The following is a 15,350-nucleotide window of genomic DNA, read 5'->3' as shown; positions in this document are numbered from 1 at the left end:
TCAAATTGCTCATTGCGTGGCAATTTGGCGCAAAATACTATGTACTGACAAACAAATGGCGAGGAAGTTCGCCTTCATCGACGCGTCTGTGACGCACGCAAAAGTACAAGGCTATGGCACAAGAGATCGAATTAAAGTTTATCGTCGAAAAAGACAGCGCTGACGCGCTCCGCCAGCATCTGAATACGCTGTCCGGCGAGCACCATGAACCCGTACAGCTGCTCAACATCTATTACGAAACGCCGGACAACTGGCTGCGCAACCACGATATGGGCCTGCGCATCCGGGGTGCGAATGGGCGCTACGAGATGACGATGAAAATCGGCGGTCGCGTGGTGGGCGGTTTGCACCAGCGTCCGGAATACAATATCGACATCAGTAAGCCAGAACTTGAGCTGGATCGTTTTCCGGCGGAAGTGTGGCCGGAAGGGACGCTGCCCGCAACGCTGTCGGCAGAGGCGCAACCGCTGTTCAGCACCGATTTCTGGCGCGAAAAATGGCTGGTGACGGAAGGCAAGAGCCGCATTGAGATCGCGTTTGATCGGGGTGAAATTAAGGCGGGTGAAGAGCAGGAGCCGATCTGCGAATTGGAACTCGAACTGCTGGAAGGCGAGGCGAGCGACGTGCTGAAGCTGGCGCACAAGCTGGTGAACCAGCCTGGCCTGCGTCAGGGCAGCCTGAGTAAAGCGGCACGCGGCTATCACCTGGCCGCCGGGAATGCGCCGCGCGTGCTGCGAGAAACCCCGATTCTGCGCGTTGTGCCGAAAGCCTCCGTTGAGCAGGGCATGGAAGCGGCGCTGGAGCTGGCGCTCTCTCAGTGGCAGTACCACGAGGAGCTGTGGGCGCGTAACGTGAAAAATGCCAAAAAACAGGTGCTGGCCGCTATGGGGCTGGTGCGTCATACCCTGACGCTCTTTGGCGGCATTGTACCGCGTAAAGCCAGCACTCACTTACGTGATTTGCTCACTCAAACCGAAACGCTGATGCTTTCCGACGTGTCGGCACAAACGGTGATCTACAGCCCGCAAAACGCCGGCGCGAAACTGGCGCTGACCGAGTTTCTGGTGACGCGCGGCTGGCGCACGTTCCTCGATGCGAAAGGGCAGACCAAAATTGCGGAAAACTTCAAACGTTTTGCGGATATCCACCTCTCCCGTCACGCGGCCGAGCTGAGAACCACCTTTGCGCATCCGCTGGGCGACCAGTATGGCGATCAGCTTCCCCGCCTGGCGCGTAACATCGACAGCATGTTGCTGCTGTCAGGTGCGTATGAGGGCGTGAAGGCGCAGGCCTGGCTGGAGAACTGGCAGGGGCTGAAGCATGCCATCGAGACCCGTCAGCAGATCGAGATCGAGCATTTCCGCAACGAGGCCATTTCGCAGGATCCGTACTGGCTGCACAGCGGAAAACGTTAATTCTGGCAAGGAACCCCTGATATGCCGCTTTCTTCGCAGTTACAGCAGCACTGGCAGACCGTTTGCGAACGCCTGCCTGAGTCGTTACCCGCGTCATCGTTAAGCGAGCAGGCGAAAAGCGTGCTCACGTTCAGTGATTTTGTGCAGGAGAGCGTCAGCGCCAACCCGGACTGGCTGGCAGAGCTGGAAAGCGCGCCGCCGCAGGCTGACGAGTGGCGGCATTATGCTGGCTGGCTGCAAACCGCGCTGGCAGAGGTGGCAGACGAAGCCACGCTGATGCGCGTACTGCGTCAGTTCCGCCGCCGGGTGATGGTACGCATTGCCTGGGCGCAGGCGCTGGAGCTGGTGAGCGAAGAGAGTACCTTGCAGCAGTTGAGCGAGCTGGCGCAGACGTTGATTGTCGCCGCGCGGGACTGGCTCTACGCCGCCTGCTGTAAAGAGTGGGGCACGCCGTGCAGCGAAGACGGGGTTCCGCAACCGCTGTTGATTCTGGGGATGGGCAAGCTGGGCGGCTGCGAGCTCAATTTCTCCTCAGACATCGATCTGATTTTTGCCTGGCCGGAGAACGGCTCCACGCGCGGCGGTCGTCGCGAGCTGGACAACGCCCAGTTCTTTACTCGCCTGGGGCAGCGGCTGATTAAGGCACTGGATCAGCCCACCCAGGATGGTTTTGTCTACCGCGTGGACATGCGTTTGCGTCCGTTTGGCGACAGCGGTCCGCTGGTGCTGAGCTTTGCCGCGCTGGAAGATTATTACCAGGAGCAGGGGCGCGACTGGGAGCGTTACGCGATGGTCAAAGCTCGGATCATGGGTGACAGCGACGATGCCTGGGCCAACGAGCTGCGCGCCATGCTGCGCCCGTTTGTGTTCCGCCGCTACATCGACTTCAGCGTGATCCAGTCCCTGCGAAATATGAAAGGGATGATTGCCCGCGAGGTGCGTCGCCGTGGCCTGAAAGACAACATCAAGCTCGGCGCGGGCGGTATTCGTGAGATCGAATTTATCGTCCAGGTCTTCCAGCTGATACGCGGCGGGCGTGAACCTTCTCTGCAATCCCGCTCGCTGCTGCCGACCCTGAGCGCTATCGAACAGCTGCATCTGCTGCCGGAAGGCGATGCGCAAACGCTGCGTGACTCTTACCTCTTCCTGCGTCGTCTGGAAAATTTGCTGCAAAGTATCAACGACGAACAGACCCAGACGTTACCGGGCGACGAGCTGAACCGGGCGCGTCTGGCCTGGGGGATGCGGGTGGATGACTGGGCGGCGCTGACGCAACGGCTGGAAGCGCATATGGCGGGCGTGCGCCGCATCTTTAACGATCTGATCGGCGACGACGAAAGCGAATCGCAGGACGATGCGCTCTCCGAGCACTGGCGCGAGCTGTGGCAGGACGCGCTCCAGGAAGATGACACCACGCCGGTGCTGGCGCACTTAAGCGACGATGCCCGCCATCGCGTGGTGGCGCTGATTGCCGATTTCCGCTTCGAACTGAACAAACGCGCCATTGGCCCACGTGGTCGTCAGGTGCTGGATCATCTGATGCCGCATCTGCTGAGCGATGTCTGCTCCCGCGAGGATGCGCCGGTGCCGCTGTCGCGCATGATGCCGCTGCTGAGCGGGATCGTCACGCGTACCACTTACCTTGAACTGTTAAGCGAGTTTCCCGGCGCGCTGAAGCACCTGATTTCTCTCTGCGCCGCCTCGCCGATGGTGGCGAACAAGCTGGCGCGTTATCCGCTGCTGCTGGACGAACTGCTCGACCCGAATACGCTGTATCAGCCGACGGCGACGGATGCCTACCGCGACGAGCTGCGTCAGTATCTGCTGCGCGTACCGGAAGAGGACGAAGAGCAACAGCTTGAGGCGCTTCGTCAGTTTAAGCAGGCGCAGATGCTGCGCGTGGCGGCGGCAGATATCGCCGGCACCCTGCCGGTAATGAAAGTGAGCGATCACTTAACCTGGCTGGCGGAAGCGATCATCGACGCGGTTGTCCATCAGGCGTGGGTGCAGATGGTGGCCCGCTACGGGCAGCCGAAACACCTTGCAGAGCGCGAAGGCCGCGGTTTTGCGGTGGTGGGTTACGGCAAGCTGGGCGGCTGGGAGCTGGGCTACAGCTCCGATCTGGATCTGATTTTCCTCCACGACTGTCCGGCAGACGTCATGACCGACGGCGAACGTGAGATTGACGGGCGGCAGTTCTACCTGCGTCTGGCCCAGCGCATTATGCACCTGTTCAGCACCCGCACCTCATCCGGCATTCTGTATGAAGTGGATGCGCGTCTGCGCCCGTCCGGCGCGGCAGGCATGCTGGTCACCTCGACGGAGGCTTTCGCCGACTATCAGAAGAACGAAGCCTGGACGTGGGAGCATCAGGCGCTGGTGCGCGCCCGCGTGGTATACGGCGATCCGCAGCTCAAAACGCAGTTCGATGCGATCCGCAAGGCGGTCATGACGACCCCGCGCGAGGGCAGTACGCTGCAAACCGAAGTGCGGGAAATGCGGGAGAAGATGCGCGCGCACCTTGGCAACAAACATCGCGATCGCTTTGATATTAAAGCCGATGAAGGCGGCATTACCGATATCGAGTTTATCACTCAGTACCTGGTGCTGCTGCACGCGCACGATAAGCCGAAGCTGACCCGCTGGTCGGATAACGTGCGCATACTGGAACTGCTGGCGCAGAACGACATTATGGATGAGCAGGAGGCGCAGGCATTAACCCGCGCCTACACCACGCTGCGTGATGAGTTGCACCATCTGGCCTTACAGGAACAGCCGGGCCATGTGGCGCTGGACTGTTTCGCCGATGAACGCGCGCAGGTGACCACAAGCTGGCAGAAGTGGCTGGTGGAACCGTGCGTAACAAAACAAGTGTGATATTATCGCGCGCAAATTGTGAATCTTTCTGGAGTCAGGAATGAAAGTAACACTGCCAGAGTTTGAACGTGCTGGAGTTATGGTTGTCGGTGATGTGATGCTGGATCGCTACTGGTATGGGCCGACCAGCCGTATCTCTCCGGAAGCGCCGGTGCCGGTAGTTAAGGTCGACACCATTGAAGAGCGTCCAGGCGGCGCGGCAAACGTGGCGATGAACATAGCCTCGCTGGGCGCGCATTCGCGTCTGGTGGGCCTGACCGGCATTGACGATGCGGCGCGTGCCCTGAGTCAGTCGCTGGCGGACGTGAACGTGAAGTGCGACTTCGTTTCTGTTCCGACCCACCCAACCATCACCAAGCTGCGCGTCCTGTCGCGTAACCAGCAGCTGATCCGCCTCGATTTCGAAGAAGGATTCGAAGGCGTTGATCCTGAGCCGCTGCACGAGCGTATTAGCCAGGCGCTGGGCAATATCGGCGCGCTGGTGCTGTCTGATTATGCCAAAGGCGCGCTGGCGAGCGTGCAGACCATGATCCAGCTGGCGCGTAAAGCCAGCGTACCGGTGCTGATCGATCCGAAAGGCACCGATTTTGAGCGCTATCGCGGCGCAACCCTGCTGACGCCAAACCTCTCTGAATTCGAAGCGGTGGCGGGCAAGTGCAAAACTGAAGAAGAGCTGGTTGAGCGCGGCATGAAAATCATCGCTGATTTCGAGCTGTCTGCGCTGCTGGTGACCCGTTCCGAGCAGGGCATGACGCTGCTGCAACCGGGCAAGGCGCCGCTGCATATGCCAACCCAGGCGCAGGAAGTGTACGACGTGACCGGTGCCGGTGATACGGTGATTGGCGTGCTGGCGGCGACGCTGGCGGCGGGTAACTCCCTGGAAGAAGCATGCTACTTCGCGAACGCCGCGGCGGGCGTGGTCGTTGGTAAACTCGGGACCTCCACCGTTTCGCCAATCGAGCTGGAAAACGCGGTGCGTGGGCGTGCGGATACCGGCTTTGGCGTCATGACCGAAGACGAGCTGAAAGTGGCCGTTGCTGCCGCGCGCAAACGCGGTGAAAAAGTGGTGATGACCAACGGCGTGTTCGACATCCTGCACGCGGGTCATGTGTCGTATCTGGCGAACGCGCGTAAGCTGGGCGATCGCCTGATTGTGGCGGTCAACAGCGATGCCTCAACCAAACGTCTGAAGGGTGAAACGCGTCCGGTGAACCCGCTGGAGCAGCGCATGATAGTGCTCGGCGCGCTGGAAGCGGTGGACTGGGTGGTCTCATTTGAAGAAGACACCCCGCAGCGCCTGATTGCCGGGATCCTGCCTGACCTGCTGGTGAAGGGCGGCGATTACAAACCAGAGCAAATCGCAGGTAGCGAAGAGGTCTGGGCGAATGGCGGTGAAGTGATGGTGCTCAACTTTGAGGACGGGTGTTCAACCACCAACATCATTAAGAAGATCCAGAAAGACAGTCAGTAAAAAACGGGCCAACAGGCCCGTTTTTTTATGTCGGGTGGCGGCTGCGCCTTACCCGACCTACGCGTTCATCCAGGCCCGGTAAGGCGTAGCCGCCACCGGGCACAACAGGCCGCACTTATGCCTGGTCATCCACCGGTGGAATAGCTGGCGCTGGCTTCACTTCTTCCGGCGCATTGCGGCTCTCCAGCTCGCTCAGACGCTGTTCCAGCAGCGCCAGCTTCTCGCGGGTGCGCAGCAGCACCTGCGTCTGCACGTCAAACTCTTCGCGACTGACTAAATCAAGGCGAACCAACTGTGCCTGCAACGTCTGGCGGATTTTCTTCTCAACGTCATCACCAAACTCACGAATACCTTTCGGCATGGACTCATGAACCTGACGCGCGATCTGCTCAATTTTCTTTGGGTCAATCATTGTCGTTTCCCTTGATGAAAAGGTGTTAGTGCCTATTGTAGCGCGTCATGCCGTGGGTTAAACAAAATTGTTTGAAGCTTATGCATTGCCCAGGGTAATCAATAGCGTTATAGTTATCTCGCTTATTCTCAGGGCGGGGCGAAATTCCCCACCGGCGGTAAATCAGCTTAACGCTGAAAGCCCGCGAGCGCTTTGGGTGAATTCTCAAAGGTCAGCAGATCCGGTGTAATTCCGGGGCCGACGGTTAGAGTCCGGATGGGAGAGAGTAACGATCCAGTCGGGCATGGCCCGCTCACGTTATTTTTTTGCCGCTAGTACGGCGCTCCTAAGACTGCCCTGATTCTGGTAACCATAAAGTTAATGAGGTTTTTTTACCATGAATCAGACGCTACTTTCCTCTTTTGGCACTTCAACTCAACGTGTTGAACATGCACTGGATGCACTGCGCGAAGGCCGCGGTGTGATGGTGCTTGACGATGAAAACCGTGAAAACGAAGGCGACATGATTTTTGCCGCCGAGAACATGACCGTTGAGCAGATGGCGCTGACCATCCGTCACGGTAGCGGCATCGTATGCCTGTGCATCACCGAAGACCGTCGCAAGCAGCTTGATCTGCCGATGATGGTTGAAAACAACACCAGCGCCTTTGGTACCGGCTTCACCGTGACCATTGAAGCAGCGCATGGCGTAACCACCGGTGTGTCGGCGGCTGACCGCCTGACTACCGTGCGTGCAGCGATTGCTGATGGTGCGAAACCATCCGATCTGCACCGCCCTGGTCACGTCTTCCCGCTGCGCGCGCAGCCGGGCGGCGTGCTGACCCGTGGTGGTCATACCGAAGCGACCATCGATCTGGTGACGCTGGCTGGCTTCAAACCCGCAGGCGTGCTGTGCGAACTGACCAACGATGATGGCACCATGGCGCGCGCGCCGGAGTGCATCACCTTTGCGCGACTGCACAATATGCCAGTGGTGACGATTGAAGATCTGGTTGAGTACCGCCGGGCGCACGAGCGCAAAGCCAGCTAAACATGCTGATGTGAAAAAGCCGGGGAAACCCGGCTTTTTTGTTTCTAGTGGTAGTTAATTTTGAACAGTACCACGGTTTCAAACGGCCCGGACTGAATCGCTTTCCCTTCTTCCCGTGAAAGCTCAGCCGTGTAGTTTTGCTCAACATTCATCGTATCGCCTGTAAAATCGGCGTACTCCTTGTACTGGTTGAAGGTGTAAGGCTCCGTTCCGTTAAGAATACGCAGCTTTAACCCATTCCCTATCAGTACCGCGGTGTCGTCTGCGCTAAGCGTTTCGGTTGTGTAAAACGACGAGTCCATCTTAAATCCGTCCGAGCACTGGGCATCCTGCACTTTGGTGGTTCGTATTGAAAACGTGCGCATACGCGTCTGCTGATTCACAATGTCGCGCGCGCTGAAGGCGCCGAAGTCGATCTCCTGATTTTCAGGGAAAATGCTAAACGTCGCTCCACAATCAAGCACCGTAATGTTTTGCAGTCCGTTGATGTGATACTTGAGGTTCTTCGCGTCGGCCATCTGATTAACGCCACCCTTACCGTCAAACTGCACAACGATGTAATCGCTGAGCGAACTGATATAACCATGTGGCGGCATAGCCTTAATTCGCACGAAAAGTCGTAATCGGGCGACGAACGTGCGTGAAATATGGATATCATCCGGATTGCCGGAGCAGATGCGATTCTCCCAACCCATCTGGCGGATTTGATCCGCGGTGTAAATGGTGATGTTATCGTTGTCCAGGCACTGGCGGGTATCCACGCCGTTGGGCTGGCCCGTGGCATCGTAATCTATGCCTTCATAGGTGACGCCCAGTTCATAATAGGGATCGGTTGCGGCAGGATAAGGGTTCACCCATGCAAAGACATCTTCCAGCTCAAAATTGCTCGTGACGTTGTTATCACACGTCACCGGAATTTTAATGTCATCAGACTCCCATATTTTTTGACCAACCTGAGCGTTGCTGGGTATCGCAAAAGGGGTGATCGTTTTTGTCTCCTCGACGGGGCCGCCAGATCCACCCAGATAGCAGTTAAGCGCCAGCGCATCTTTCAAAGGCAGCGCTGAAAGCAGCAGTATAAACAGGAAACTAGCGAGCTTTTGCATCTTTATCGATTTTCCGTTCGGTAAGTTTACATAGCGCCGTTCCGGTGCACTGCAAGTCGACTTTTTTTAGGGCGCCGTAATCGTCGATATAGCCGATGCTGTAATAACTACCGTGGTAATCGCCGGTAGAGGCGGTTGCCGTGGCGAAAGGCGCAATCATCAGACTGTCAAAACCCGGCAGCATGGTTTTGGCATTTTTGCTCAGCCACGCCAGCGTGATGTAGTACGGCGTAGGGTTGTGGATCGTGAGTCCTTTCGCGCTGGCGGTAATTTCCATGCGCATTTCAGTCAGTTCGCCAGGTTTTTTGCGAATCGCTTCCGGACGCCAGAACAGCTTGATTCGGCTCTGCATGGCAACCTGCATCACGCTGCGCTCCTCGCTGGTGCTGGTGCTTTTTGGCGGTACTTCACGCAGGTTGAAATAAAACAGCGATTCCCTGTCTTTTGGCAGCTGGCGGGTAGCGGCTTGTTTAACAATTCTTACCTGCGACGAGGCGCCTGCTTCGATACGTTGAATAGGGGGAAGCGCCATAAAGTGCATATCTTCTTTTTGCCCCTTTTCATCTTCAATCCAGGAGAGCGCCAGATAAGGCAGCGCCTTGCTCTGGTTGTCCACTTTCAGGCTGCTGGCCTTGTCGCTTTCTGGAAAAACAATGCGCGTGCGGTCCAGGTTAATGGCCGCATGGGTGGTAAATGCTGTGCTGATTAGCATCAGGCACAGGCTTTTAATCGGCGTTAATTTCATGATGATTTCTTACTGACACGGCAGTATCAACTGCATACTGTTTTCTAAGTGAGAAGGTAACGAGAAGCGACACTGTTGGTTGTCGCCCCATGTCACGCGAAACTGCTGTTCTGGCTCAACGGCGCCCAGCCAGACGTGGCCTTCATCGGCCACCATCCCAACCTGCAAATCGTTTGCTTCCAGGCGAACAATCGCCCCGAGCGGTGGCGTTCCTGATGACATCCGCAGAACGCCTGCCACGTCCTGACCTGCACGCGTGGCAATCTGACGAAAACCAATGGCCCCCTCAGTCCAGGTTGAGGTCACGACGCGGTTGTCCACGTCCACGCCATCCGGAAGGTTGTTCATATTGATCTGCACGCTGGAGGGGGAATAGCTGGAGAATGACGGTAAAACGCCGATGCCAAAACGGTTGGTCTCATCTCGCGACATGTTCAGCAGGATATTGCCTACCCCGTCGGTGCTGACCATTACGCGGGGTTCATTACCGTAGCTGCGCCGGTGCAGCGCGGCGCCTTTCACCGTTGAGGTGAAGGAACCGCTCCAGCTCGCGCTAAGGGAGTTATATTCGTCAGCTTTATAGCTGCCGGAGAGATTAAGATCGCCGTACGCAGAATAATGCTGATAATTCCCGCTGAACTGCGCCCCGGAATCTGGCTTCCCGCTCTCCGCGCCCGCGGAAACGCCCCAGGTGTTATTGCGATCCGACGTGTCGTACCACGACACGTTATGGGTCAGCGTGTCGCGGTTACGCAGGTCATAGTTAAGTCGATGATCGGGATCGAGCGGTACGCTGAGCGAGAGATAGAACTGAGTATCGTCACTTTCGTCTTTCTCATCGTAATGCGTTTTACTCCAGGACAGGGTTACGCCAAGGTTCTTCCAGTGGCCCATATCAAAGTTGTAGCCCGCCGTGATACTGCCGGTCGTGGAGGGTGAATTATTCCACCATGTCTGACGCAGCATATTGACGTACAGGTTCAGGGATAACGCCGAAATGTACTGGCTTGCCGTCACGCTCAGGGTTTGTTTTTCCGACTGGCGGTCACCGTCGTCATAATCAAGGTAGCGGGCGTAGCTCAAAAACTGTGGATCTGAGTAGCGGTAGCTGGCGAGCGTAAGCTGACTGCCGGTGGTATCGAAACGCTTGCTGTAGTTAATGCGATAGCTGTATCCCGTCTGGCTGCGCTGGTGTGGCAGTTGGCTGGTGGCCTGCGTGACGTCAAAAGAGAGCGCCCCCAGCCAGGCCATATTCTGGCCGATTCCGGCAGCGACGGAACGATAGCGGTCGCCATCGGCCAGCGTACCGCCATACAGGGAGGTGTGCGACAGCATGCCCCAGGAAAATTCGCCGCTCATGAAGGCGTTATCTTCAACGTCATGGGAGGCACCCTGGCGCGCTTTACCCGCCGCGAGCTTGTAGCGCACCTGACCCTTGCGCGTTAAAAATGGTACGGATTCGGCCGAGACCTGGAAGGTGCTGTCGCGTCCATCCTCTTCCGTGACTTTGACGTCCAGCGTGCCCTGAACCGACTGGTTAAGATCCTGAATAACAAAAGGACCTGGCGGCACTTTACTCTGGTAAATCACGCGATCGGCAAGGCTTACGGTTACCGTGGCGTTGGTTTGCGCTATCCCGGTAATCTGCGGGGCATAGCCGCGCAGCGACCATGGCAGCATACGTTCATCGCTGATTAGCGATGCGCCGGTGTAGGTAAAGGCGTCAAAAATTGCGGACTGGAAATCCGTTTCACCCAACGTCAGTTTCGCACCGATCGAGGGCAGAGGGCGGAACATATACACGCGTGAAAAACGTCCATTATGCTCCGAGCCTGCGTCAGTATGGCTTTGCGTGTACTGGTAATCGCTGCGTAGCCGCCACGCGCCCATGTTCGCACCGGCGGTGCCATAGGTATTGGCGTTGTCATTGTTGCTGCCGCTATTGGGCTGATAATGGCTGGCAAAAAGATTGTAATCCAGCAGTACGCCCGGCACGCCGATGTCCCAGGTGGATGGCGGCATCCAGTCAACCGCACGGTATTGCAGCCACGCCTGGGGGATGGTCACTTTCAGGGTCTGGCTGCCTTGCTCAAAAGTAAATTTGATGTCTGGTCTGGCGGCGAAATCAACGCATCCCTCTTTCTCAGGCAAAGCGTGGCGAACGTCATCCTGCAACGCAAAGGTATCGACCAGCTCGGGGGGAATACAGACCTGAACGGCGTTATTTATTTCTCGCCAGCGAAGCTGCCAGCCATTTGCCAGCGGAATATCATTGACGGCAACCGTAACGAAATAGCTTCCCGGCGTAACCGATATTTGATCTTTAAACAGTGATAAATCGACGCTGCCGCGCTGATCTTTATCGATGGCGTTTATATTAAACTCGGTGGCAGAGGCAACTTTCGTCATTAACAGGGACGCAATGATGATTATCCATTGTAATTTGTATGTCATCATCCTGTTACTCGAGTAAATAGAGAGTGCCGACCGGTATGAATTACCAGTCGGCTGGTGCCGTGACGTAACAGAATTATTTGTACATCAGGACGTAGTTAGCCGTGGCTTCAACCTGGCCTGCCGTCGCAGTTTTACCTGTAGGGACTTCCATAACCGCTTTGAAATGCAGCGTCTGGGTGGTTGAACCCGCCAGCAACTCAACCTCGTTGGCTTCTCCCAGTGTGATAGCAGACTCCGCGTTATCCAGCAGACGCACCCCCACGTTCTGCGCACCGCTTGCATAGGTGTTGCTCATCAGGCTGGTATCCGCCGCGTCTGTCGCTGCGCTGGTAAAGGTCACATCCACTTTGGTAATTGGCGTGTCGGTCTCGTCTGCCGGATCGTCAAGCTGGCAGTTTTCCAGATTGATATCGACCGGAACCGGCGTGGATTTTTTGTTGGCGTTGATAACAGCCGTGGTCACCTCACCCAGATCGACTTCTTTATCAACGCTGTCTGGTGCGATACTGCACGGTGCGTCAATAACAATACCTTTGAATGTGATTTTTCCTGAGCCTTGATCATCTGCAAAAGCAGCACCCGATACAATGACTGCCATAGCCGTCGCTAACAGTAGTTTTTTACCCATATACATGAAAATATCCTTTTTCAGAGTGATTCATAATGTGAATATTAATTTCAGAATACTCGCGAAGTATACGAATTGGGGTGGGGAGACGCGATTAACATGACTTAAATATATTTTTAGATGGTTTTAATTAATATTTGCAGGCTATCTTAAGAGGCGTGGTTTTTCGGGATTTTAACAGGTCTATATTTTTCAGGTTATTATAGGTGAAATATATAGGATTGTTTTTTTGAATAATATATAGCCTCCGTATAAAACGGAGGCATAAATTCTTAGCCAATACCGGCCGTTTGCAGCAGTACCAGACTCATCCCCATCACTGACATTCCACACAGTACGCCGTAGCTGGGGTTATTGTTGGGATCGATCTCTTTCGCCAGCGGCATCAGCTCATCGACAGAGAGCGCGACCATAATCCCGGCCACGGCAGCCATAATTGCAGCCATCACAATCGGGGAGACGAGACTACCGAGGATCAGCCACGCCAGCACGCCGCCGAGAATTTCAGCCATCCCGGAGATACCCGCCCAAAAGACCGCCGTACGTTTTGAACCCGTGGCGGCATAAACGGGCCCGGCAACGGCAAGTCCTTCAGGAATATTGTGCAAAGCCACGGCCAGCGCCACACCAAAACCCATTTCCAGGTTGCTGCTGGCCGTGACATAGGTGGCGATACCTTCCGGAAAGTTATGCAGGCTGATACCCAGCGTCAGCAGAATGGCCGTGCGTTTGATATTGCCCGGGATGGGGGTAACGCTTTTTTGCATTAAATCCTGCGGGTGCGCGTGAGGAAGAATACGGTCGAGCGCAAAATAACCCAGCAGTCCAATGATAAACATGCCATAGCCCAGAACAGGCGACATACCTTCGGTGTGAAGCGCGGCGGGCAGCATCTCCATCAGCGAGATAAGCAGCATGATCCCGGCGGCGAAACCCAGCGAGAAGGCCAGAAGGCGATTAGAGGGTTTTTGCCCGAGTACCCCGAGGAACGCACCGATAAAGGTTGCGGCGCCCGCGAGTAAGGTCAAAATCAACGGTACTGACATGCATTCTCCTTAAGCGATATCTGACATTCAAATTTCCTGATGATGATCTTCACGGTTATCTGCGTTCATCTTCACCTGAATGCGCGTAATGTAGGCCCATCACATTGACACCTCCTCTAAGGATATCACCATGTCTTCTTCTCGTATGCCAGCACTGTTTTTAGGCCATGGCAGCCCAATGAACGTCCTGGAAGATAACGTCTATACCCGTGCCTGGCGTCAGCTGGGTGAGACGTTACCGCGTCCGAAGGCAATTGTGGTGGTCTCTGCGCACTGGTTTACCCGGGGTACCGGTGTGACGGCCATGGAAGCGCCAAAAACGATTCATGATTTTGGCGGCTTTCCGCAGGCGCTGTATGACACGCATTATCCTGCTCCGGGCTCCCCCGAGCTGGCGCAGCGGCTGGTTGATCTGCTCGCCCCTGTTCCGGTTGCGCTGGACAAAGAAGCCTGGGGCTTTGACCACGGCTCATGGGGGGTGTTGATCAAAATGTATCCGGATGCCGATATCCCGATGGTGCAACTGAGTATCGACAGCACCAAACCGGCTGCCTGGCACATGGAGATGGGGCGTAAGCTGGCTTCGCTTCGTGATGAGGGCATCATGCTGATTGCCAGTGGCAACGTGGTACACAATCTGCGTACGGTACGCTGGCACGGTGAAAATACGCCGTACCCCTGGGCAACAGCCTTTAATGACTATGTAAAAGACAACCTGACCTGGCAAGGGCCGGCCGAACGACACCCTTTGGTGAACTATCTGGATCACGACGGCGGTTCGCTCTCTAACCCGACGCCGGAACACTTCTTGCCATTGCTGTATGTATTAGGCGCGTGGGATGGTCAGGAGGTTATTACAATCCCGGTCGACGGTATTGAGATGGGAAGTTTGAGTATGCTGTCGGTGCAGGTGGGGTAAACACATGTCGGGTGGCGGCTTCGCCTTACCCGACCTACATATTGAGCGTAGGCCCGGTAAGCGTAGCGCCACCGGGCAAGTCTTACTCGACGAAAATATGCGGGTAGAAACGCGACAGATCCTGCGTAATCAGCGCGCGATCTTCGCGAATGCCAATCCCGGCAGGCTGATCGTTAATAAGCCAGCTGCCGATCAACGTATAGCTGTCGCCAAACTTCGGCAGTTGATAAAACGCCTGGACGATCATCCCTTCTTCACCGTACGGCCCTTCAACCGCTTCCAGCGTTTTACCGTTTTCGATAATCGAGACGTTTGCCCCTTCTCGGGAGAAGATTGGCTTAACGACGTATTTCTCCATCGGTGGGAAATCATCTTCAGCAAAGTAAGCAGGCAGCAGGTTCGGGTGATTCGGGAACATCTCCCACAGCATCGGCAGCAGGGCTTTATTGGAGATAATGCTCTTCCAGGCCGGTTCCAGCCAGCGCACGCCGGCGTCTTCCAGTTTGGTAGAGAACATTTCCCGCAGCATGTATTCCCACGGATAGAGCTTGAACAGGTTGCTGATGACCTGATCCTGCATGTCCGTAAACTGACCTTTTTCACCTAAACCGATATCTTCGATATAGAGGAATTCCGTCGCCACTTCCGCTTCGGCTGCGCAGTCCTGCAAATACTGAACCGTACCGCGATCTTCTTCGGTATCGCGGCAGCAGGCGAGGTGCAACAGGTTGAAACCGTGCTGTTCACGCAGTTCGACGAAACGCTCAATCAGCTTTTCCTGAAGGCTGTTGAACTGGTCGCTGCCTTCGGGCAAGTTTCCGGCATTCGCCTGATCTTCCAGCCAGATCCACTGGAAGAACGCGGCTTCGTACAGAGAGGTTGGTGTATCCGCGTTGTTTTCTAAAAGCTTCGGTTCACCCACGCCATCCCATGCCAGATCGAGGCGAGAGTAGAGCGAAGGCTGGTTCGTTTTCCAGGACTGACGAACAAAACTCCAGGTGTGCTTCGGAATGCGGAATTTGGTCATCAGCTCATCGCTGTCGATGACTTTTTCTACTACCTTCAGGCACATCTGGTGCAGCTCTGCGGTTACCTCTTCAAGCTTTTCGACCTGAGCGAGCGTGAGCTTATAGTAAGCATCTTCACACCAGTACGGCTCGCCGTACATGGTGTGAAAGTTGAAACCGTATTCGGTGGCTTTTTCGCGCCAGTCCGGACGCTCAACAATACTGACTCGTTCCATG

Annotated in this window: 12 protein-coding genes and 1 riboswitch; of the genes, 5 read left to right on the top strand and 7 right to left on the bottom strand. The window is 55.9% G+C overall.

Annotated elements, in window-relative coordinates; all coding sequences use genetic code 11:
- Window positions 1-113: 113 nt before the first annotated feature.
- The 3 genes from ACOTY5_RS12080 to hldE are packed head-to-tail and all read left to right on the top strand — an operon-like array spanning window position 114 to window position 5,763.
- The gene (locus ACOTY5_RS12080) at window positions 114-1,415 is read left to right on the top strand and encodes an inorganic triphosphatase (RefSeq protein WP_421631924.1); all 1,302 of its coding nucleotides are present in this window, start codon (window positions 114-116) and stop codon (window positions 1,413-1,415) included.
- A 21-nt stretch (window positions 1,416-1,436) separates the two neighbouring features.
- A complete protein-coding gene (gene glnE, locus ACOTY5_RS12075) occupies window positions 1,437-4,292 on the top strand; it encodes a bifunctional [glutamate--ammonia ligase]-adenylyl-L-tyrosine phosphorylase/[glutamate--ammonia-ligase] adenylyltransferase (protein ID WP_040118126.1) in 2,856 nt (951 codons plus the stop codon).
- 40 nt (window positions 4,293-4,332) lie between these two features.
- On the top strand, window positions 4,333-5,763 hold the full coding sequence (gene hldE, locus ACOTY5_RS12070; RefSeq protein ID WP_015571898.1) for a bifunctional D-glycero-beta-D-manno-heptose-7-phosphate kinase/D-glycero-beta-D-manno-heptose 1-phosphate adenylyltransferase HldE: 1,431 nt from the start codon (window positions 4,333-4,335) through the stop codon (window positions 5,761-5,763).
- Between the two features lie 115 nt (window positions 5,764-5,878).
- On the opposite strand, the gene ubiK is transcribed toward hldE, so the two are convergent.
- Window positions 5,879-6,175: a ubiquinone biosynthesis accessory factor UbiK gene (gene ubiK / locus ACOTY5_RS12065; RefSeq protein WP_000566823.1), complete on the bottom strand. Its 297-nt coding sequence runs from the start codon at window positions 6,173-6,175 to the stop codon at window positions 5,879-5,881.
- Window positions 6,176-6,295: 120 nt separating this feature from the next.
- Window positions 6,296-6,446: riboswitch (FMN riboswitch) on the top strand.
- 105 nt (window positions 6,447-6,551) lie between these two features.
- Here ubiK and ribB point away from each other — a divergent pair.
- Window positions 6,552-7,205 (top strand): 3,4-dihydroxy-2-butanone-4-phosphate synthase, encoded by a 654-nt coding sequence (ribB, locus tag ACOTY5_RS12060; RefSeq protein WP_015571897.1) that lies wholly within the window; start codon window positions 6,552-6,554, stop codon window positions 7,203-7,205.
- Window positions 7,206-7,249: 44 nt separating this feature from the next.
- On the opposite strand, the gene ACOTY5_RS12055 is transcribed toward ribB, so the two are convergent.
- From ACOTY5_RS12055 to zupT, 5 genes are all read right to left on the bottom strand, one after another.
- Window positions 7,250-8,311 carry a fimbrial protein gene (locus ACOTY5_RS12055; protein ID WP_045141809.1) on the bottom strand — a complete coding sequence of 354 codons (1,062 nt, stop codon included), beginning with the start codon at window positions 8,309-8,311 and terminating at the stop codon, window positions 7,250-7,252.
- Entirely contained in the window at window positions 8,295-9,056 is a 762-nt protein-coding gene (locus tag ACOTY5_RS12050; protein ID WP_045141810.1) for a fimbrial biogenesis chaperone, read from the bottom strand. Before ACOTY5_RS12050 ends, ACOTY5_RS12055 begins: the two co-directional genes overlap by 17 nt.
- A 9-nt stretch (window positions 9,057-9,065) precedes the next feature.
- On the bottom strand, window positions 9,066-11,510 hold the full coding sequence (locus ACOTY5_RS12045; protein WP_045141811.1) for a fimbria/pilus outer membrane usher protein: 2,445 nt from the start codon (window positions 11,508-11,510) through the stop codon (window positions 9,066-9,068).
- A 76-nt stretch (window positions 11,511-11,586) separates the two neighbouring features.
- On the bottom strand, window positions 11,587-12,147 hold the full coding sequence (locus ACOTY5_RS12040) for a fimbrial protein (RefSeq protein ID WP_015571893.1): 561 nt from the start codon (window positions 12,145-12,147) through the stop codon (window positions 11,587-11,589).
- Window positions 12,148-12,413: 266 nt separating this feature from the next.
- Window positions 12,414-13,187 carry a zinc transporter ZupT gene (zupT, locus tag ACOTY5_RS12035; protein ID WP_015571892.1) on the bottom strand — a complete coding sequence of 258 codons (774 nt, stop codon included), beginning with the start codon at window positions 13,185-13,187 and terminating at the stop codon, window positions 12,414-12,416.
- Between the two features lie 130 nt (window positions 13,188-13,317).
- On the opposite strand from zupT, the gene ygiD reads away from it, so the two are divergent.
- Window positions 13,318-14,106 (top strand): 4,5-DOPA dioxygenase extradiol, encoded by a 789-nt coding sequence (gene ygiD / locus ACOTY5_RS12030; protein ID WP_017692656.1) that lies wholly within the window; start codon window positions 13,318-13,320, stop codon window positions 14,104-14,106.
- A gap of 82 nt (window positions 14,107-14,188) precedes the next feature.
- Here the strand turns inward: ygiD and ACOTY5_RS12025 are convergent, their stop codons facing one another.
- On the bottom strand, window positions 14,189-15,349 hold the full coding sequence (locus ACOTY5_RS12025; RefSeq protein WP_017384039.1) for a glutathionylspermidine synthase family protein: 1,161 nt from the start codon (window positions 15,347-15,349) through the stop codon (window positions 14,189-14,191).
- Window position 15,350 lies beyond the last annotated feature (1 nt).

Origin of the sequence: Enterobacter cloacae complex sp. SHL018, assembly GCF_049237905.1 — a bacterium.
Taxonomy (GTDB): domain Bacteria; phylum Pseudomonadota; class Gammaproteobacteria; order Enterobacterales; family Enterobacteriaceae; genus Enterobacter; species Enterobacter hormaechei_C.
The sequence above is the reverse complement of the archived record's forward strand: the minus strand, read 5'-3'. Positions and strand labels throughout refer to the sequence as shown.